Source organism: Asanoa sp. WMMD1127 (assembly GCF_029626225.1).
Lineage (GTDB): Bacteria > Actinomycetota > Actinomycetes > Mycobacteriales > Micromonosporaceae > Asanoa.
This window is the reverse complement of sequence record NZ_JARUBP010000001.1, coordinates 6704584-6723954: the sequence shown is the minus strand read 5'-3', so window position 1 is coordinate 6723954 and position 19371 is coordinate 6704584. Positions and strand designations below refer to the sequence as shown.

Below are 19371 nucleotides of genomic sequence, written 5' to 3'. Positions count from 1 at the left end.
GTCAGTCGCAGCCGTAGCCGTCGTCGTCGTTGTCCAGGCCGTAGATGTCGTCGCCGATGACCTTGACCGGCCCGCTGACGTAGGCGGGCCCGTTGCCGCTCCCGCCGGCACAGTCCACATCGGACGCGATCGGCACGCAGCCGCTGTAGTTGGGGTCGCACTCGCGGGTCGCGGTCCTCGTCCCGACGGCGACCACCTGGGTGACGGGCTTGCGGGTGACGACGTCGCTCACCAGCTTCTTGGCGGTCTGCCTCCCGTCGGTCAGCGTCACCTCGTAGGTCAGCGTCCGCTGCCCGGCGACACCCTTGGTGCGCACCTTCTTCGTGCCGGACGCCAGCGTCGCGTCCTTGACGGTCCGGGTCGCGTACGCGATCCGCTTGGTCTCCTTGACCATCTTCGTCTCGACAACGGGCGCGGCCGGCGCCGCTTCGGTCGCGCTCGGCTCGACCGCCTCCGGCGTCTGCTCGACGGCCGCGATCCCGGTCGGCACGGGCAGGGCGGCGTCGACGGGCCTGGTCGGTGTCGCGCTGCCACACCCGGCGACCAGCACCACCGCCGCGCCGACGGCCACCATCCGCGCCACCACGCCTCGATTCGTCATCGTCGCAGTCTGTCGCCGGACCGATGCCGGCCACCACGCACTCTCGTACGGACCGTGACCCCCGACAAGCGTCTCCACCCCACCCGATCGACGCGAAGGCGGTCATTCGAAGAGCGACCGGCTGACAACCCATCCGGTTGAGGCGTCGCGGCCTTGCGCGGACCGCACACGGTGTGCGACGGCGGGTCTGGACGGAGAGCGCTCCAAGGTTTCTAATGGTGGCCATGAATCGATCGCTCTCAGTGGGGTGGTGTGCACAGTCCGTGTGCATTCGCCGGCCGAGCCGTATCCGGCGGTCCTGGGCGGCGTTTGTTTGGCAGCCCTACTGAGCGGAGACGAGGTTTGAGCAGCACACCAGCGCGACCCGCCGTCACACCGGTGCCCCCGCAGAGTTGGCGCGACCTGCGGGACATTCGGATCCGCGCGCTCAACGAGTCGCCCATGGCGTTTCTCTCCGAGCCCGGCGAGCCAGCGTCCTGGTCGCGGGCGCACTGGATGGCGGCCTGCGAGCGGTCACACTGGTTCATCGCCTGGACCGGCGACGTCGCGGTCGGGCTGGGACGGGTCGCGAACTACCCGGACGAGTCTCCCCGCCTCCATCTGGAGGCGATGTGGGTGGACCCGCCCAGTCGCAAGCAGGGCATCGGCAAGGACCTGCTGGCTTACGCCGAGGCCTATGCCCGCGGCTGCGGCGAGACCACCCTCGGCCTCTGGGTCGTCCGCGGCAACGACGCCGCGCTGCGCCTCTACGAGTCGCACGGCTACGCGCCGACGGGGCGGGAGGGTCCGCTTCCCGACGGCCGGCACGAGCAGGAGTTCGCACACCGACTGACGTAGCCAGGACCCATCCGACGCTGGGGAGGAGCGCCGAGTGGACGCGTGGTTCGACGTGGCGATCAACCTGGTCGCCGCGTTCATCGGCTTTCTCGTCGGCCTGGCGTGGCAGGCGGCGGCCCGGCGCTACCGGTTCCGCGGCCCGCGCCGTTTCTGGCAGCCCTTCTCGGGCGACCGATGCTCCTTCGCGGTCGGCCGCCTCCAGGCCGATGTGCTGCTCGATGCGGAAGCCGTTGACGAGCTCTTCCGTGACGTCCTCAGCCCGGACGACCGTCGGAAACTGGGCGAACGCCTGACGAACCACCTCGACGCACAGGAGAATTCCGGTCTGATCGGGCTGGGCGACCTGCAGGCGTTGATGTACATCAACCGCCGGCTGGACGAGGCCGGCATGCCGCACGTCCTCTCGGTCATCGATGCCGGCAGCGGCGCAGCCGAAGGGCGCAACCTCGTGCTGATCGGCGGCGACGACGTCAACCCGCGTACCCGGGCGCTCACCGAGCGGCTGGGCTGCAGCTACCGCCACGTGACGCGCGGCGGCCGCAACACCGTGTGGGACTCGCGTCTCGACGAGTACCACGGCATCCGCGACCTCCGGCCCGAGGTGCCGAGTGGCTCGACGACCGTCGAGCACGGCATCGTCGTCCGGGCCGACCGGCGACAGCCGACCGGGCAACTGATCTCGTTCCTCGTGTTTGCCGGCGCCCACGGGCTCGGCACGCTGGCCACGGCCCGAGCCGCGTTCGACAACCTCGAGGAGATGGCGGCGTACCACCGCAGGTTTCCCTCGGGATTCGAGTGCGTGGTGCGTTATGTCCGCGACCTGAACACCCGCGGCGAGCTCGTCCGCGAGCGGATCGAGACCTTCGGCGCCCGCGGGCTCGCCGAGGTCTGACGTCCCGCCGGCCGCAACCCATCACCGTGCCGGACTTCATCCGCGCGCCGGAACCCGTACGCCAGCCGCCCGGCGTGCTCGCTCCGCGCGTGGTGCCGGTCACCGCCGCGTAGCGAACGCGTCAAGAAAGCGTCGGGCCGCGTATGGAAGTCGTCGCGACCCGTTCCGCGACCGAATCAGAGCGGATTTCATCCTTCTGGCGCCTGTCCGACGTCCAGGCTGCCCTCGATTCGATGAATAGGAGTTACGCACGTGATTGACGTGCTGCTGGTACTCGTGACGGTGGCGTGCTTCGCCATCCTCGGACTGGTCGTGCGGGGGGTGTCGAAGCTGTGAGCGCCGTCAACCTGATCGGCCTGATCGTTTCGGCCGCGCTGGCGGTCTTCCTGTTCGCCGCCCTGCTGTTCCCGGAGCGCTTCTGATGAGCATGACTGCCGCGGGCGTGGTGTTCATCCTCTCGCTGGTCGCTGTTCTGGCGGTCGCCTACAGGTACTTCGGCGACTACATGTACCGCGTGGTCGTCGGCAGCCGTCACTCGGTGGCCGAGCGGGGCATCTACAAAGTGCTCCGCGTCAACCCCGAGGGCGAGCAGAGCTGGAAGGCGTACGCGGGCAGCCTGCTCGCCTTCTCCGCGATCTCGCTCCTGTTCCTCTACGGGCTGCTCCGCCTCCAGAACGTGCTGTGGCCGAACCCGGACTTCCCCGGCGTCACCAACCACATCGCCTGGAACACCGCCGTCTCCTTCGTGACCAACACGAACTGGCAGGCGTACTCGGGTGAGTCGACCATGACCCACCTGTCGCAGATGGCCGGCCTGGCGGTGCAGAACTTCGTCTCCGCCGGCGTGGGCATCGCGGTGGCCGTGGCCTTCGTCCGCGGTTTCGCCCGCCGTCGGACCAACGAGCTCGGCAACTTCTGGGTCGACCTGACCCGGATCACGCTGCGCGTCCTGCTGCCGGTCGCCGTCCTCGGCGCGATCGTGCTGATCATCGGCGGAGCGGTGCAGAACTTCTCCGGCGGCCACGACGTGACCACGTTGACCGGCGGCACCCAGACGATCACCGGCGGGCCGGTGGCCAGCCAGGAGGTCATCAAGGAGCTCGGCACCAACGGTGGCGGCTACATGAACGTCAACAGCGCGCACCCGTTCGAGAACCCGACGAGCTGGACCAACTGGATCGAGCTGTTCCTCATCCTGCTGATCCCGGTGTCGCTGCCCCGGGTGTTCGGGCGGATGGTCGGCCAGAACCGGCAGGGCTACGCCATCATCGCCGTGATGGGCATCCTGGCCATCGCCAGCATCGCCCTGACCAACGTGTTCGAGATCGGTGGCGCCGGGACGGTCCCGCACGCGGTCGGCGCCGCGCTCGAGGGCAAGGACATGCGGTTCGGCGTCTCGAACTCCGCGACCTTCGCCTCGATAACCACACTGACGTCGACCGGTGCGGTCAACTCGTTCCACGACTCCTACACCGCGCTCGGCGGCATGATGCCGATGTTCAACATGATGCTCGGTGAGGTGGCGCCGGGCGGTGTCGGCGCGGGTCTCTACGGCATGCTCGTGCTCGCCGTGATCACCGTCTTCGTCGCCGGCCTGATGGTCGGCCGGACTCCGGAGTACCTGGGCAAGAAGATCGGTGCTCGCGAGATCAAGTTCGCGTCGATCTACTTCCTGATCACGCCGCTGCTGGTGCTGTCCGGCGTGGCCGCGGCGATGGCGACGGACAACCACATGACGATGCTGAACGTCGGGCCACACGGTTTCTCCGAGGTGTTGTACGCGTTCACGTCGGCGGCCAACAACAACGGCTCCGCGTTCGCCGGCATCACCGTCAACACGGGCTGGTGGGACACCGCGCTCGGTCTCGCGATGCTGTTCGGCCGGTTCCTGCCGATCATCATGGTGCTCGGCCTGGCCGGATCCCTGGCCAGCCAGCAGCCGGTGCCGGAGTCCAAGGGCACGTTGCCGACGCACAAGCCGCTGTTCGTCGCGATGCTCGTCGGCGTCACCGTGATCCTGGTCGCGCTGACCTTCCTGCCCGCCCTCGCTCTCGGCCCGCTGGCCGAAGGCCTCTGAGCCGCCGTCCACAAAGGATAATGGAGATGACTGTCACGACCACACCGGCCGGCGCGCCGCGCCGGATCGGCGGCGGCCTGCTCGACCCCCAACAGCTCTGGAAGTCGTTGCCCGACGCGCTTGCCAAGCTCGATCCGCGCACCCTGTGGCGCAACCCCGTCATGTTCATCGTCGAGATCGGCGCGGTGTTCACGACCGTGCTGGCCATCGGCGACCCGTCGCTGTTCGCCTGGCTGATCACCGTCTGGCTCTGGCTCACCGTGGTCTTCGCGAACCTCGCGGAGGCGGTCGCCGAAGGCCGCGGAAAGGCCCAGGCGGCCACGCTGCGGGCGGCCAAGCGCGACACCATCGCGCTGCGGCTCGTCGAATGGACGCCGGGTCAGGACCGCACCCGCTACCGCGAGGAGTCCGTCGCGGCCTCCGCGCTCCGGCTGGGCGACATCGTCTACGTCGAAGCCGGCCAGACGATCCCCGGCGACGGTGACGTCGTCGAGGGCATCGCCAGCGTCGACGAGTCGGCGATCACCGGTGAGTCGGCACCGGTCATCCGGGAGTCGGGCGGCGACCGCAGCGCGGTCACCGGCGGCACCAAGGTGCTGTCCGACCGGATCGTCGTCAAGATCACCCAGAAGCCGGGCGAGAGCTTCATCGACCGCATGATCGCCCTGGTCGAAGGTGCCTCCCGCCAGAAGACCCCCAACGAGATCGCGCTCAACATCCTGCTGGCCGCGCTGACCGTCATCTTCCTGTTCGCGACGGTCACGCTCCAGCCGATGGCGATCTTCGCCAAGGCCTTCCAGGGCGCGGCGCCGGACACGCTGGCGCTGAACGCGAACGGCATCTCCGGCATCGTGCTCGTCTCGCTGCTGGTCTGCCTGATCCCGACCACGATCGGGGCCCTGCTGTCCGCGATCGGCATCGCCGGCATGGACCGCCTCGTCCAGCGCAACGTGCTGGCCATGTCGGGCCGTGCCGTCGAGGCCGCGGGCGACGTCAACACGCTGCTGCTCGACAAGACCGGAACGATCACCCTCGGCAACCGGCAGGCGTCGGAGTTCCTGCCCGTCGCGGGCGTCACACCGGAGACCCTCGCGGACGCGGCCCAGCTGTCCAGCCTCGCCGACGAGACGCCCGAGGGCCGCTCGATCGTCGTGCTGGCCAAGCAGGACTACGGCCTGCGGGCCCGCGAGGAAGGCCTGGTGCCGCACGCCCAGTTCGTGCCGTTCAGCGCCGAGACGCGGATGTCCGGTGTGGACCTCACGGACCGGCGGATTCGCAAGGGCGCCGCGTCCGCGGTGATGAAGTGGGTACGCGAGAACGGCGGCCACCCGACCGAGCAGGTCGGCGACACCGTGGACGCGATCTCCGGCTCCGGTGGCACCCCGCTGGTCGTGGCCGAACACGTCGAGGGCCAGGCGGCCCGCGCCCTGGGCGTCGTCCACCTCAAGGACGTCGTCAAGGCCGGCATGCGGGAGCGGTTCGACGAGATGCGCCGCATGGGCATCCGTACCGTCATGATCACGGGTGACAACCCGCGCACCGCGAAGGCCATCGCGGACGAGGCCGGCGTCGACGACTTCCTCGCCGAGGCCAAGCCCGAAGACAAGATGGCGCTGATCAAGAAGGAGCAGGAGGGCGGCCGCCTGGTCGCCATGACCGGTGACGGCACCAACGACGCGCCCGCGCTCGCGCAGGCCGACGTCGGCGTCGCGATGAACACCGGCACGTCGGCCGCGAAGGAGGCCGGCAACATGGTCGACCTCGACTCGGACCCGACGAAGCTGATCGAGATCGTCGAGATCGGCAAGCAGCTGTTGATCACCCGGGGCGCGCTGACGACGTTCTCGATCGCCAACGACATCGCGAAGTACTTCGCGATCATCCCGGCCATGTTCGCGGGAATCTACCCGAGCCTGGACGCGCTCAACATCATGAAGCTGAGCAGTCCGGAGTCGGCGATCCTGTCGGCGGTGGTCTTCAACGCGCTGGTCATCATCGCGCTGATCCCGCTGGCCCTGCGCGGTGTGCGCTACCGGCCCAGCAGCGCGTCCAAGCTGCTGACCCGCAACCTATGGATCTACGGCCTCGGCGGGATCGTCGTCCCGTTCGTGGGCATCAAGATCATCGACCTGATCGTCCAAGGGATCTTCTGATGCGCCTTCCTTCCTGGATCTCACAGCATCTGGCGGCGTTGCGCGCCGTCCTGGTGTTCACCGTCATCCTGGGCCTCGCGTACCCCTTCGTGGTGTTCGGCGTCGCCCAGCTCCCCGGCCTGCGCGACAACGCGAACGGCTCGATCGTGCAGGGTGCCGACGGCAAGGACGTCGGCAGCTCGCTGATCGGCCAGTCGTTCACCGACGCCGACGGCAACGCGGTCCTGACGTACTTCCAGTCACGTCCGTCCGCCGCGGGTGACGGCTACGACCCGACCTCGACGTCCGCGTCGAACCTGGGTCCGGAGAGCATCGAGGACACCCTGCCGGTCCCCGGCGCGGTGGACGAGGAGGGCAACCCGGACGAGGGCTCGCAGAGCCTGCTCACGCAGGTCTGCGCGCGCAGCGTCGAGGTCGGCGAGCGCGAGGGCGTCTCCGGCGCCCGCCCGTTCTGCACCGCGGACGGCGTCGGCGCGGTCCTGCGCGTCTACTACTCGGAGGGCCTGACCGGCACCGTGACCCGGGCCGTCAGCGTCAACCAGGCCGCACCCGCGACGCCGTTCATCGCCACCTACCAGGGCGTCACGGTCGAGGCCGCCAAGCCCGGCGAGGACTACTCGGGTGGCGTGCTCGTCCCGATCCGCGGCGACGCTCCGGCGAAGCCGGCCGTGCCCGCGGACGCGGTGACCGCGAGCGCCTCCGGTCTCGACCCGCAGATCAGCGAGGAGTACGCGCAGCTCCAGGTGGCCCGGGTCGCGCGTGAGCGCGGCGTGGACCCGGCGGCGGTGCGCGAGCTGGTCGAGGAGAACACCACGGGCCGGGCGCTGGGCTTCATGGGTGAGCCCGCGGTGAACGTGCTCCGACTCAACATGGCACTCGACCGCGAGCTTTCGGGTCGCTGACGGAGGCGGGGCGGTTCCGGGACATGGCACGCGGAGAACTGCGCATCTATCTCGGGGCCGCCCCGGGAGTCGGCAAGACGGTGGCCATGCTCGACGAGGCGCGACGCCGGATCGAGCGTGGCACCGACGTGGTCGTCGGCCTCGTCGAGACGCACGGCCGGGCCTTCACCGCCCGGATGATCGGTGACCTGGAGGTGGTGCCGCGCCGCACGGCGGAGTACCGCGGCGCCTCCTTCACCGAGCTCGACGTCGACGCCGTCCTGGCCCGGCGGCCGGAGGTCGCGCTCGTCGACGAGCTCGCGCACACCAACGTGCCCGGATCGCGCAACGAGAAGCGCTGGCAGGACGTCCAGGAGCTGCTCGACGCGGGCATCACCGTGCTGTCCACGGTGAACGTCCAGCACCTCGAGTCGCTCAACGACGTGGTCGAGCAGATCACCGGGATCGTCCAACGGGAGACCGTGCCCGACAGCGTCGTGCGCGCCGCCGACCAGGTCGAGCTGGTCGACATGACACCGGAGGCGCTGCGCCGGCGGATGGCGCACGGGAACATCTACCACAAGGACAAGATCGACGCCGCGCTCGGCAACTACTTCCGGGTCGGCAACCTGACCGCGCTGCGCGAGCTGGCCCTGCTCTGGCTCGCCGACAAGGTCGACCAGCAGCTCGAGCGTTACCGGGACGCGCACGGGATCGGCAAGACCTGGGAGACCAGGGAACGCGTCGTCGTCGCCGTGACCGGCGGTCCCGAGGGCGACACGCTGATCCGGCGCGCCGCCCGGATCGCGGCCCGCGGCAAGGGCACGGACCTGATGGCGGTGCACGTCGCCAACTCCGACGGGCTGACCGGCGCCGACCCCGCCCTGCTGGCCAAGCAGCGCCTCCTCGTGGAGAGCCTGGGCGGCAGCTTCCACCAGGTGGTCGGCGGCGACATCCCGCGCGCCCTGCTCGATTTCGCCCGCGGCGTCAACGCCACCCAGCTCGTCCTAGGCGTCAGCCGGCGCGGGCGGTTCGCCCAGCTGGTCACCGCGGGCGTCGGCGTCACCACGTCGGCCCGCTCGGACGCGATCGACGTGCACCTGGTGCCGCACCCCGAGGTCGGCCGCGGCCGCCTCGCGGTGCCGGCACCCGCGCTCTCGCCCCGGCGCCGCCTGATCGGCTTCGCGCTCGTGCTCGCCGGCCTGCCCGCGCTCGCCGGCGCGCTGCTCCCGCTGCGTCCCGACCTCTCGCTGCCGAGCGAGATGCTGCTGTTCCTGGCCGCGGTCGTCGGCATCGCCCTCGTCGGCGGCATCTGGCCCGCGCTGCTCGCCGCGGTGGGGGCGTCCCTCCTGCTCAACTACTTCTTCACCCCGCCGACCAACCAGTGGACGATCGCCGAGCGCGAGAACATCCTGGCGCTGGCCGTCTTCGTGGCCATCGCGGCCGCCGTGTCGTGGATCGTCGACGTGGCGGCCCGCCGCACCCGCGAGGCCGCGCAGGCCAGCGCCGAGGCGCAGACCCTTTCCACGGTGGCCGGCAGCGTGCTGCGCGGCACCGGGCCGCTCACCGCACTGCTGGAGCGGTTGCGGGAGACGTTCGGGCTCGAGACGGTGACGCTGCTGGAGCGCCGCACCGGCGCCGGCGAGCGCCCGGACCGGCAACGCAGCCCGCAGTCCTGGGACGTCGCCGCCAGCGTCGGCGGACCGCCGTGCTGCGCGCCCGGCGAAGCGCAGACCGAGGTCGCCGTCGACGACAGCCTCGTGCTCGCGCTGCGCGGGCGGACCCCGGCGGCCGCCGACCGCCGGCTGATCGAGGCGTTCGCGGCGCAGGCCGCCGTCGCCCTGCGGCACGAGCGGCTCGCCGAGCAGGCGGCCCAGGCACGCCCGCTGGCCGAGGCCGACCGGATGCGGACCGCCCTGCTGGCGGCGGTCAGCCACGACCTGCGTACACCCCTGGCCTCCGCCAAGGCCGCCGTCGACAGCCTGCTCGGCGAGGAGGTGGCGTTCTCCGACGAGGACCGCGACGAACTGCTCGCCGCCGCCAACGAGTCGCTCGTGCGGCTCGGCCGCCTCGTCGACAACCTGCTCGACCTGAGCCGGCTCCAGGCGGGCGCGCTCGGCGTGACCCTCGCGGAGATCGGCCTGGAGGACGCGGTGCCCCGGGCGCTGGACGAGCTCGGCCCGAACGGCCTGGTGGTGCGGTCCGACCTCACCGCCGACCTGCCGGCCGTCGCCGCGGACCCGGGCCTGCTCGAGCGGATCCTGGTCAACCTGATCGCCAACGCGCTGCGGTTCAGCCCGCCCGGCCGGCCGCCCCAGGTCACGGCCCGCTACCAGGACGACCGGGTCGAGCTGCGGGTGGTCGACCACGGCCCGGGCATCCCGGAGCCGGACCGCGACAAGGTGTTCGTCCCCTTCCAGCGGATGGGCGATCGCGACAACCACAACGGCGTCGGCCTCGGGCTGGCGCTGTCCCGCGGCCTCGCGGAGGCGATGGGCGGCACGCTCGTGCCGGAGACCACCAACGGCGGCGGCCTGACCATGGTGCTCGCGCTCCCCGCCGCGGTGTCACCCGGCGACGGCGCCGCCACCGAGGCGGTCGAGCGGGCCGTCCGGGAACGCCGACACCGGCGATGATGCGCCGCCGGAGCCGTGACCGGCCGGGGGGCTGACGGGTGTTGCCTGCGGGGTCAGAGGCGGTGCTTCTGGACCTTGCCGAGGGCGTTGCGGGGGAGGGCGTCGACGAAGACCACCTCGCGGGGGCGCTTGTGTGCCGACAGCGTGGCGGCCACATGCTGGACCAGCACGTCCGGGGCCACGGCGTCGGCCACTACGTACGCGACGACGCGCTGGCCCAGGTCGTCGTCGGGCCGGCCGACCACCGCGGCCTCGCGCACGGCCGGGTGGGTGAGCAGGGCGTCCTCGATCTCGCCGGCGCCGACCCGGTAGCCGCCCGTCTTGATGAGATCCGTCGAGGCGCGGCCGACGATGCGGTGGACGCCCTCGCCGTCGATCGTGGCGACGTCGCCGGTGCGGAACCAGCCGTCGGCCGTGAACGCGGCCCGGTTCGCGTCCGGCCGGTCCAGGTAGCCGGCGAAGACCGTGCTCCCGCGGATCTCCAGCGCGCCCGGCGTCGTGCCGTCGTGCGCGATCGGGTGGCCGGCCTCGTCGACCAGGCGGGTCTCGACTCCCTTGACCGGGATGCCGACCGCGCCCGGCGCTCGGCGACCGTCGGCGCGGGTGGCGACCGTGATGAGCGTTTCCGTCATGCCGTAGCGCTCGACCGGGGCCTGGCCGGTCAGTTCACGCAGCTTCGCGAAGACGCCGGCGGGGAGGGCGGCGCTGCCGGAGACCAGGAGGCGCGCGCCCCGCAAGGCGCGCGCGGCGTCCGGGTCGGCGACCACGCGGTGCCAGATCGTGGGCACGGCGAAGTAGAGGCTGCCGCCGGCCGCGGCGAGCAGGTCCGGGCGGGGCCGGCCGGTGTGGTGCAGGCGGCTGCCCGTGCGCAGCGGGCCCAGGACGCCGAGGACCAGGCCGTGTACGTGGTAGAGCGGCAGCGCGTGCACCAGACGGTCGTCCGGCGTCCAGTCCCAGGCGTCGGCCAGGCCGTCGAGGCAGGCGGCGATCGCGGTGCCGGTGATCGGGACGCCCTTGGGCTTGCCCGTCGTGCCGCTGGTGTAGAGGACGAGCGCGGTGCGGTCGGTCGCCTCGGGGTCGGGCCAGGGCGCGCTGTCCCGCGGGGCCGGGACCGCCTCGATGCCCGGCGGCGCGGCGTCGGCGTTGAGGAGGAGGTCGGCGCCGGAGTCGCGGAGGATGTGGTCGCGCTCGCCCGGCCCGGCGTCGGGTGGGACGGGGACGATGGGCACGCCCGCCGCGAGGCCGCCGAGGACCGCGGCGACGGTGTCCACGGTGGAGGTGGCGAGGACGGCGGCGGCCCGGGCGCCGGCGACGCGGCGGGCGACGGCGCCGGCGCGGCCGGCCAGGTCGGCGAAGGAGACGGCCTCGTCACCGAACCGGACCGCGTCGGGTCGGTCGGTTCCGGCGGCTCCGGTGCCGGTCAGGGCGGGCAGGAGGGACACCCGGTCAACGCTGCCACACGGGCGCCGGGCCGTCCGCGCCGGGCCGTAGTTCGAGGACAACCGCCCGTAACCCTTCCAGTGGACCGCGTGTCGTGGGAGCTTTGTGGGTACATGGGGGTGATCCCTCTCCTACGGGCGGTGACTGATGGGCGAAGAGGTCGACCAGCGGGAGTTCACCCGCGAAGACCGGGCGCGCTACCGGCAGAAGGTGCGCCGCTGTCTCGACGTGTTCGCGGAGATGCTGCGCGAGGCACGCTTCGATTTCGAGCGGCCGCTGACCGGCATGGAGATCGAGCTCAACCTCATCGACGACTCGGCGGACCCGGCGATGCGCAACGCCGACGTGCTCGCCGCCGTCGCCGACCCGGCGTTCCAGACGGAGCTCGGCCAGTTCAACGTGGAGATCAACGTGTCGCCGCGGCGGCTCGGGGCGCGCGGCTCGGCCGAGTTCGAGACCGACATCCGGGCTTCGCTGAACGCCGCGGAGGACAAGGCGCGCGCGGTCGGCGCGCACATGGTCATGGTCGGCATCCTGCCGACGCTGCGGCAGAGCCACCTGACGGTCGAGTCGTTGTCGGCGAACCCGCGCTACGCGCTGATCAACGAGCAGATCTTCGCGGCCCGCGGCGAGGACCTGACGATCCGGATCGACGGCGTGGAGCGGCTCAACACGACCGCCGACACGGTCGCGCCCGAGGCGGCCTGCACGTCGACCCAGTTCCACCTGCAGGTGTCGCCCGCGCAGTTCGCGTCCTACTGGAATGCCGCACAGACCATCGCCGGCGTCCAGGTCGCGCTGGGCGCGAACTCGCCGTTCCTCTACGGCAAGGAGCTGTGGCGCGAGACCCGGATCCCGCTGTTCGAGCAGGCCACCGACACCCGTTCGGAAGAGATCAAGGCGCAGGGCGTACGCCCGCGGGTCTGGTTCGGCGAACGCTGGATCACCTCGGTGTTCGACCTGTTCGAGGAGAACGTCCGCTACTTCCCGGCGCTGCTGCCGATCTGCGACCCGGAGGATCCGGCGGAGGCGCTGGCCAACGGCGACACGCCCACGCTGGCCGAGCTGCGCCTGCACAACGGCACCATCTACCGGTGGAACCGCCCGATCTACGACGTGGTGCGCAACCGCCCCCACCTGCGCGTCGAGAACCGGGTCCTGCCGGCGGGCCCGACGGTCATCGACACGATCGCCAACGCGGCGTTCTACTTCGGAGTCGTACGCACGCTGGCCGAGTCCGACCGTCCTTTGTGGTCGCAGATGTCCTTCAGCGCGGCGGAGGAGAACTTCCACAACTGCGCCCGCAACGGGATCGCCGCCCAGGTCTTCTGGCCGGGGCTCGGCTACCTGCCGGTGACCGAGCTCGTCCTGCGCCGCCTGCTGCCGCTGGCGTCCGAGGGGCTGGACCGCTGGGGCCTGGCGTCCGAGGAGCGCGACCGCCTGCTGGGCATCATCGAGCAGCGGTGCCTGCTGGGCCGCAACGGCGCGAGCTGGCAGGTCGACACCCTCCACCACCTCGAGGTCGAAGGCAACCTGGACCGCCGCGAGGCCCTCCGCGAGGTGGTGCGGCGCTACGTCCCCCTGATGCACAGCAACGAGCCGGTCCACGAGTGGCCGCTCCCGTAGCCCTCGGCATCGCGCTCGGCGGCGTTCGTGGCGGTCAGCGGGTGGTGGCGTAGGCGGCGGCCACCACGCCGAACAGGGACAGGCCGAGGAACGCCTGCAGGAGCAGGGCCGGGCCGATGTGGGACCACAGGGTGGGGATGCGGGGGCGCAGCAGCTGGCCCGTCGTGATGTTGACGATGCGTTCCACCTTGGGCGGCATCGTGCGGTCCTTCTGGCGCGTGACCGTGATCTGGATGTGGTCGGACGGTTCCAGGGCGCTCTGCGGCAGATGGCCGTGGATCTCGACCTCGCAGAGGCGGCCGGCGCCGTCGCGCAGGCGCAGCGGGGTCACCAGGAACTCGGGGGCCTTGCGCAGCTCTCGCCAGCGCCGGGGCGCGCCCCCGCGGGTGCCGGCCTGGAGGACCGAGAGGATCGCGCGGCCGATGAGCCGGCCCACGGTCGCGGCCGCGAGGACCACGACGAGGGCCGGCTGGCCTACCTTCATCTCGCGGGCGTACCCCGGCATCAGCCGCACGACGCGGCCCGTCACGATTGGTCCGGAGTGATAGAAGACCGTGTCGCTCATCGCTGACCACCACTTTGCGTCAGGCCGTGTTCACCCAGTGTATTGATCAGCGCTGATGATCGCCCGTGAATGAATCGCCGTGAAGATCACCCGACCGGGCGACCGGCCACCTCCTCGTAGAGCTCGACGTAGCGCTCCGCCATCACCCGCGGCGTGAAGCGGCGCGCGGCTTCCTGGCGGCATTCGGCCGGGTCGAGCTTGCCGGCGGCGAGCACGAGGTCGGCCAGTTCCTCTTCGGAGTTGGTGAGCAGGCCGGTGCGGCCGTGCTCGATCAGCTCGGGCAGGCAGCCGCGGGCCGTGGCGACCACTGGGGTGCCGAGGGCCAGCGACTCGACCACGAACGTGCCGCCGGGCTCCTCCCACCGCAGCGGGGCGAGCATGGCGCGGGCCTCGGCGACCAGGTTGTCGCGGTCGGCGCCGGACAGCGTGCCGACCCAACGGACCCGGCTGCCGTCGACGTACGGCGCCACCTGCTCGCACCAGAACCGGACGTCGGGGTTGCTCGCCGCGGCGGGGTCGCGCAGGGCCTCGGCGAGGTCGTCGGGTTGCTTGTGCGGGCCGACCGGGCCGGCCAGCACGAGGTCGAAACCGGCTTCGTGCGCGAGGCGTACGCCCAGGTCCTGGCCTTTTCCGGGGGTGATGCGGCCGAGCATCACGACGTGCTCGGCGCGGTCGGGGAGAGGTCGTTTCTCGGCGTCGACGGCGAGGGGAGTGGCCAGGTGGACGTGGCCTATGGCGTGCGCGCGAAGTGCGCGCGGCGCCCTCCTCAGCTGTGCGGCGCTGACGCCGTTGACACTGACCCGGCCGCCGCCGTCGAACTCGCCGTAGAGCTCGGGATGCTTGCCCAGGTCCCAGTGGAGCGTGTGCAGGACGGGCGTGGCGGTCGGTTCCATCGCGGCCAGCATCGCCAGCCCGATCGCCTCGACATGGTCGTGCACCAGGTCGATGTCGTCCCGCTCCCGCACGGTCCGGACGACCGCCGCCTGATGCGCGGTGGCCACTCCGTTGGCCTGGTTGTAGGGGCGTTGAAGCCAACCGAACTGCCCGTCCGGGTACGGCGCCAGCAGCTCGTCGACCGGCTCGGTGCTGCTGCCGACCGAGGCGAGCACGACGGTGACGCCGAGCCGGCGCAGCTCCGGCACGAGCGTCGCCACGATGTTCTCGATGCCGCCGTAGCCCTTCGGTGGGACGGGGAGCCATGGGCCGGCGTTGACCAGCACGGTGAAGGTCATGCCGGCACCCCGCTGAGGCTGACGGCTTGCGGCCGGCCGGCTATCCCGCTGGCTCGGCGGAGCCGGCTCGTGCCGCCATGCGGCATGGTGTGGCGGCCGGCCTGTGCGGCTCTACCGCTGGCGCCGCGTCGGGCGCGGCGGAGTTGGCTCGTGCCGCCGTGCGGCATGGTGTGGCGGCCGGCCTGTGCGGCTCTACCGCTGGCGCCGCGTCGGGCGCGGCGGAGTTGGCTCGTGCCGCCGTGCGGCATGGTGTGGCGGCCGTGCGGTCCGGCTATCCCGCTGGCGCCGCGTGGGGCGCGGGCGCGGCGGAGCCGGCTAGTGCCGCCATGCGGCGTGGCGTGGCGGCCGCGGTGTGCGGCTGTCCCGCTCATGCCGCCACCCGGCTGCGCCGTCGGCGGGAGGCCAGGTCGGCCATCTCGCGTAGCGGCGGGCGCTCCTGGACCGAGACGTCGTTGACGACGATCTCCCGGTCGAGGTTGGGGAGCGCGTCGGTGCCGCCGCGGCGGAACTGCGTGAGCAGTGGCGAGGGCTGCGTGTCGGCGGTGACCCAGCCCTGGCGCTGGAGGCGTACCCAGACGGTGTGCATGATCTGCGCCGACATCCGGCCGAGCGCCTCGGTGCTCTGGTGCCGGTGGCGCCGCTCGCCGAGGTCGACCTGGGCGAGCGCGTCGAGGCCGACCAGCTCGAGCAGGTCGATCAGCATCGCGATCTCGACGCCGTAGCCCGAGACGAACGGCAGCTGCTCCAGCAGCTTGCGGCGGCCCGCGTACTCGCCCGCGAGCGGCTGCACGAACCCGGACAGCTCCGGCCAGAACAGGTTGAGCAGCGGCCGCGCGGTCAGCTCGGTGACCCGGCCGCCGCCGTCGGCCTCGACCACGCCGGCCGAGTGGTGCAGGCCGCGGTGGTAGAAGCCCTTGACGTAGCCGACGCTCTGGTCGGTCAGCAGTGGCCCGACCAGCCCGGTGACGAACCGGGCGTCGAAGTCCTCGAGGTCACCGTCGACGAACGCGACGACGTCGCCGCTGGCCGCCACCAGACCGGCGAAGAGCGCGTCGCCCTTGCCCTCGAGCCGCGGCAGGCCGCGGGTCATCTGGTCCTGGCTGACCACGTGGGCGCCGGCCGCGGCCGCCACCCGGGCGGTCGCGTCGGACGACCGGGAGTCGACCACGATGAGCTCGTCGACCAGATGCACCCGTTCGACCAGCTGCTGTCGGATGGTGGCGACAATCGCACCGATTGTCGCTTCTTCGTTACGCGCGGGAATGACCACGCTGACTGTCGTGCCGCGTTTGGCGGCCACGAGTTGGCGCGGCGTCCATTGCCCCGCCGAGCCGGTGCGATAGGTCGACCAGGCCTCGACCACTGGTGAGACGGTTGTTCGCGAGTGCCACACAGGCACACCCCCAGACGCGATCCGCTGTGCCTTCAGTTCTGCTGTGCCCTTGCGCTCCGTCGTGCTTCGTTGCGCCGCGGCAAGCGCGTTCCATTTCCCCGGTTTGCCCGAACCAAACCACGCCCGCTTTTACACATACTGATCATCGAATTGCGCCTTGCCCACTCATCTGTGTGAACGTTTGATGACGCAGGAAGTGTCGATGGTTCCCGATGTCCGCCACATATCAGATGTTTGATCCGCATACGCCAGTGGCAAAAGTAACCGGTGTGGCGCAGACATTCGAGATGAAAGGTCGGTTTATGGCGTTCAGCGAAAAGTGCCGGATCGGGATGATCGGTGCGGGCAATGTGGCTCAGCGGCATGCGCGCGTCTTGTCCGGTTTCGCCGATGTGGAGATCGTCGGTGTGACCGATGTCGTGGCGCCCGCGGCCGAAGCCCTGGCCACGACGCTCGGTGCGCCGGCGTTCCCCGATGCCGCAGGTCTCCTCTCGCTCGAACCCGATGCCGTGTACGTGTGTGTTCCCCCATTCGCCCACGGCCATGCCGAAGAGGCGGTCCTGGCTTCCGGCGCGGCCCTGTTCGTCGAGAAGCCGATCGGGGTCGACCTCACCGTGCCGACCGCCCTGGCTGCGGACATCGCCCGACGTGGCACGCTGACCGCGGTCGGTCATCACTGGCGATACCTCGATGTCGTACGCAGCGCCGCGGAGCTGTTGGCCGACCGCCCCGTGCGGCTCGTCAACGGCGTCTGGTGGGACAAGGTGCCTCCCGTCGCGTGGTGGGTGCGGTCCGACCGGTCCGGCGGGCCGGTGGTGGAGCAGGCGGCGCACGTGGTCGACCTGGCCCGCGCGCTGGTCGGCGACGTGCGCGCCGTGTACGCCGCCGGCACCGGCACGCCGCCCCCCGTGCCCGACGCCGACGTGGACGCCGCCACCGCCGCCACGTTGATCTTCGCCAGCGGCGCCGTCGGCACGGTGAGCTCGACCTGCGTGCTCGGCTGGAAGCAGCGGGCCGGTCTCGAGATCCTGGCCGAGGGCTTGGCCCTCTTCGTGGGCGAGGACGAGCTGGTCGTCCGGGACAGCACCGGACAGGAACGCCGCATCCCGGGCGATCCGGACGCGGCCCGGGTAGCGGTCGACCGCGCCTTCGTCGATGCGGTCCGCGGCATCGGCGATGACATCCGCGTCCCGTACGCCGAGGCCCTCGAGACCCACCGCGTCACCTGCGCCATCGCCGAGTCGGCCCGCACCGGCCAGGTCGTGACCCTCGCCGCGCCCGCCGCCTCGCCGGCCGCCTCGCCCGCCGCCTCGCCCACCGCCTCGCCGGCCGCCGTGCCCGCCGCCTCGCCGGCCGCCGTGCCCGCCGGGTCCGCCGCGCCCGCCGGGTCCGCCGCGCCCGCCGTGTACGCCGGGAGACCTGCGACTCCCGCGACGCCCACGCTCACCCAGCCGGCCTCAGGTGCTTCGCCGGCAACGATCGCGTCGCCGGCCTCAGCAGCGTCGCCAGCGTCCTCGCCCGCATCCGCGCTGCCGCCGATGCCGGCGATGCCGCCCATGCCGGCCATGCCACCGATGCCGAGCATGCCGCCGGTCGCGCCGATGCCATCGGCGCCGCCGGCACCGCAGGCCCCACCGGCAGCACCTTGGGCACCAGCGCCGGCAGGATCAACGGCGCCCCCGGAGCCGGGCCGGCCGGCGACGCCGCCCATCCCGGCGCCCCGAACAGCGGCGAGCCCCGCCAGCGACGCCCAGAGCGCGCCGGCGCCGCCCATCCCGGCAACTCGAACGGAGGCGAGTCCCGCCAGCGACGCGCAGGGCGCGCCGGCGGCAGCCACCAACCCGTCGACCGGAGACGGTGGATCGGCCGATGAGTGACCGCGTGGTGGTGGTGACCGGGCCGGGAAAGGTGGACGTCCGGGACGTCGCGGCCGAGCCGGTGCGACCCGGCACGTTCCGCGTCGAGACCGTCTTCACCGGTGTGTCGGCCGGCACCGAGCTGAGCTACGTCAAAGGCACCAACCCCTATCTCGGATCAACCTGGAACGCCGAACTGGGCCTGTTCGAGCCGGGCGACTCGGCCTCGCCGTACCCGGTGGAGCGCCTCGGCTACATGGAGGTCGGGCGGGTCGCGACCAGTCGGACCCCGGCCGTCGCCGAGGGCGCGCTGGTGGCGATGACCTATGGGCACCGCACGGCGTACCTCGGTGATCCGCTCGTCGATCGGGTCGTGCCGCTCCCGGACGACCTCGATCCGATGCTCGGCGTCTATGCCGCCCACATGGGGCCGATCTGCGCCAACGGCCTGTTGCACGCGGCGGCCGACCTGACCAACGGCGACGTGCGGGACCTGGGCGACGGGGTGCGCGGCCGGCGGATCGCGGTGCTCGGTGCCGGCGTGGTCGCCCTGCTCACCGCCGCCCTCGCCCGTCATCACGGCGCCGCCTCGGTGGTGGTGATCGACCCGACCCCGGAGCGCCGGGCCGTCGCGGCCGCGCTGGGCTTCGACGTGCTGGACCCGGACGGCGATGAGGACCCCGCGGTGGTGCTGAAGACCCGCTGGCGACACGCCGCCGCCGACCGTGGCGCCGACGTCGTCTTCCAGTGCCGTGGTCAGGCGTTCGCGCTGCAGCTCGCGCTGCGTCTGCTGCGTCCGCAGGGCACCGTCGTCGACCTCGCCTTCTACCAGGCGGGCGCGGACGCGGTGCGGCTCGGCGAGGAGTTCCATCACAACGGACTTTCGTTGCGCTGTGCGCAGATCGGACGGGTGCCGCGCGGCCTCGCCCATGCCTGGGACCGGGACCGCCTCTCCGCTGAAACCATCGACCTGCTCCGTTCTGACTGGGGCGCGCTGATCCGTCAGCACCTGGTGTCGGCGGTCGTGCCCTTCGAGTCGGCGGCTGACCTGCTCGTCGATCTCGCCGACCGCAGACGCCAGGAGCTGCAGGTGATTCTGCGCGTCTGAACCAAGATCAGGTCGGTTGTCCACAGGCAGTTTCGAACAGTTGTCCACAGGCCCGTGCCGGGGCTCCGCATCGA

General features: G+C 71.7%; 15 protein-coding genes. 10 read left to right on the top strand and 5 right to left on the bottom strand.

Translation table 11 applies throughout. The annotated features are described in order from the left end of the window. Position 1: 1 nt before the first annotated feature. Positions 2 to 601, bottom strand: a complete 600-nt coding sequence (locus O7635_RS32135; protein WP_278084245.1) for a G5 domain-containing protein — start codon at positions 599 to 601, stop codon at positions 2 to 4. A 441-nt stretch (positions 602 to 1042) separates the two neighbouring features. Here O7635_RS32135 and O7635_RS32130 point away from each other — a divergent pair, with 441 nt between their 5' ends. From O7635_RS32130 to O7635_RS32100, 7 genes are all read left to right on the top strand, one after another. Beyond that, positions 1043 to 1438, top strand: coding sequence for a GNAT family N-acetyltransferase (locus O7635_RS32130; protein ID WP_278084244.1), 396 nt, complete (start codon positions 1043 to 1045; stop codon positions 1436 to 1438). A 34-nt stretch (positions 1439 to 1472) separates the two neighbouring features. Further along, complete coding sequence (locus tag O7635_RS32125; protein ID WP_278084243.1) at positions 1473 to 2330, top strand: hypothetical protein; 858 nt, start codon at positions 1473 to 1475, stop codon at positions 2328 to 2330. A gap of 332 nt (positions 2331 to 2662) precedes the next feature. Continuing rightward, a complete protein-coding gene (kdpF, locus tag O7635_RS32120) occupies positions 2663 to 2752 on the top strand; it encodes a K(+)-transporting ATPase subunit F (RefSeq protein ID WP_144022757.1) in 90 nt (29 codons plus the stop codon). Continuing rightward, complete coding sequence (gene kdpA / locus O7635_RS32115) at positions 2752 to 4407, top strand: potassium-transporting ATPase subunit KdpA (protein WP_278084242.1); 1656 nt, start codon at positions 2752 to 2754, stop codon at positions 4405 to 4407. The genes kdpF and kdpA overlap by 1 nt, the downstream gene beginning before the upstream one ends. A gap of 26 nt (positions 4408 to 4433) precedes the next feature. Next, complete coding sequence (kdpB, locus tag O7635_RS32110) at positions 4434 to 6560, top strand: potassium-transporting ATPase subunit KdpB (RefSeq protein ID WP_278084241.1); 2127 nt, start codon at positions 4434 to 4436, stop codon at positions 6558 to 6560. Next, positions 6560 to 7462: a potassium-transporting ATPase subunit C gene (locus O7635_RS32105; protein WP_278084240.1), complete on the top strand. Its 903-nt coding sequence runs from the start codon at positions 6560 to 6562 to the stop codon at positions 7460 to 7462. The genes kdpB and O7635_RS32105 overlap by 1 nt, the downstream gene beginning before the upstream one ends. Positions 7463 to 7485: 23 nt before the next feature. Then, a complete protein-coding gene (locus tag O7635_RS32100; RefSeq protein ID WP_278084239.1) occupies positions 7486 to 10077 on the top strand; it encodes a DUF4118 domain-containing protein in 2592 nt (863 codons plus the stop codon). Between the two features lie 53 nt (positions 10078 to 10130). Here O7635_RS32100 and O7635_RS32095 read toward each other — a convergent pair whose 3' ends face one another. Next, complete coding sequence (locus tag O7635_RS32095) at positions 10131 to 11510, bottom strand: AMP-binding protein (protein WP_278085624.1); 1380 nt, start codon at positions 11508 to 11510, stop codon at positions 10131 to 10133. A 154-nt stretch (positions 11511 to 11664) separates the two neighbouring features. Between O7635_RS32095 and O7635_RS32090 the strand changes: the two genes are divergently transcribed. Continuing rightward, positions 11665 to 13143, top strand: coding sequence for a glutamate--cysteine ligase (locus O7635_RS32090; protein ID WP_278084238.1), 1479 nt, complete (start codon positions 11665 to 11667; stop codon positions 13141 to 13143). A gap of 34 nt (positions 13144 to 13177) precedes the next feature. Here the strand turns inward: O7635_RS32090 and O7635_RS32085 are convergent, their stop codons facing one another. The 3 genes from O7635_RS32085 to O7635_RS32075 all read right to left on the bottom strand — a co-directional run bounded on the left by O7635_RS32085 (position 13178) and on the right by O7635_RS32075 (position 16333). Further along, the gene (locus tag O7635_RS32085; protein ID WP_278084237.1) at positions 13178 to 13708 is read right to left on the bottom strand and encodes a hypothetical protein; all 531 of its coding nucleotides are present in this window, start codon (positions 13706 to 13708) and stop codon (positions 13178 to 13180) included. Positions 13709 to 13794: 86 nt separating this feature from the next. Further along, on the bottom strand, positions 13795 to 14940 hold the full coding sequence (locus O7635_RS32080; RefSeq protein WP_278084236.1) for a glycosyltransferase: 1146 nt from the start codon (positions 14938 to 14940) through the stop codon (positions 13795 to 13797). A 367-nt stretch (positions 14941 to 15307) separates the two neighbouring features. Beyond that, complete coding sequence (locus tag O7635_RS32075) at positions 15308 to 16333, bottom strand: glucosyl-3-phosphoglycerate synthase (protein ID WP_278084235.1); 1026 nt, start codon at positions 16331 to 16333, stop codon at positions 15308 to 15310. A 269-nt stretch (positions 16334 to 16602) separates the two neighbouring features. Here O7635_RS32075 and O7635_RS32070 point away from each other — a divergent pair, with 269 nt between their 5' ends. Further along, on the top strand, positions 16603 to 18210 hold the full coding sequence (locus O7635_RS32070) for a Gfo/Idh/MocA family oxidoreductase (protein ID WP_278084234.1): 1608 nt from the start codon (positions 16603 to 16605) through the stop codon (positions 18208 to 18210). Beyond that, positions 18203 to 19297, top strand: a complete 1095-nt coding sequence (locus O7635_RS32065) for a zinc-binding alcohol dehydrogenase (RefSeq protein WP_278084233.1) — start codon at positions 18203 to 18205, stop codon at positions 19295 to 19297. The genes O7635_RS32070 and O7635_RS32065 overlap by 8 nt, the downstream gene beginning before the upstream one ends. The last annotated feature ends 74 nt before the right edge of the window (positions 19298 to 19371 follow it).

Coding starts and splice junctions, on each gene's coding strand:
- O7635_RS32090 (WP_278084238.1), top strand. CDS start 11,665: ATGGGCGAAGAGGTCGACCAGCGGGAGTTCACCCGCGAAGACCGGGCG.
- O7635_RS32065 (WP_278084233.1), top strand. CDS start 18,203: ATGAGTGACCGCGTGGTGGTGGTGACCGGGCCGGGAAAGGTGGACGTC.
- kdpA (WP_278084242.1), top strand. CDS start 2,752: ATGAGCATGACTGCCGCGGGCGTGGTGTTCATCCTCTCGCTGGTCGCT.
- kdpB (WP_278084241.1), top strand. CDS start 4,434: ATGACTGTCACGACCACACCGGCCGGCGCGCCGCGCCGGATCGGCGGC.
- O7635_RS32130 (WP_278084244.1), top strand. CDS start 1,043: ATGGCGTTTCTCTCCGAGCCCGGCGAGCCAGCGTCCTGGTCGCGGGCG.
- O7635_RS32085 (WP_278084237.1), bottom strand. CDS start 13,708: ATGAGCGACACGGTCTTCTATCACTCCGGACCAATCGTGACGGGCCGC.
- O7635_RS32080 (WP_278084236.1), bottom strand. CDS start 14,940: ATGACCTTCACCGTGCTGGTCAACGCCGGCCCATGGCTCCCCGTCCCA.
- O7635_RS32100 (WP_278084239.1), top strand. CDS start 7,486: ATGGCACGCGGAGAACTGCGCATCTATCTCGGGGCCGCCCCGGGAGTC.
- O7635_RS32135 (WP_278084245.1), bottom strand. CDS start 601: ATGACGAATCGAGGCGTGGTGGCGCGGATGGTGGCCGTCGGCGCGGCG.
- O7635_RS32105 (WP_278084240.1), top strand. CDS start 6,560: ATGCGCCTTCCTTCCTGGATCTCACAGCATCTGGCGGCGTTGCGCGCC.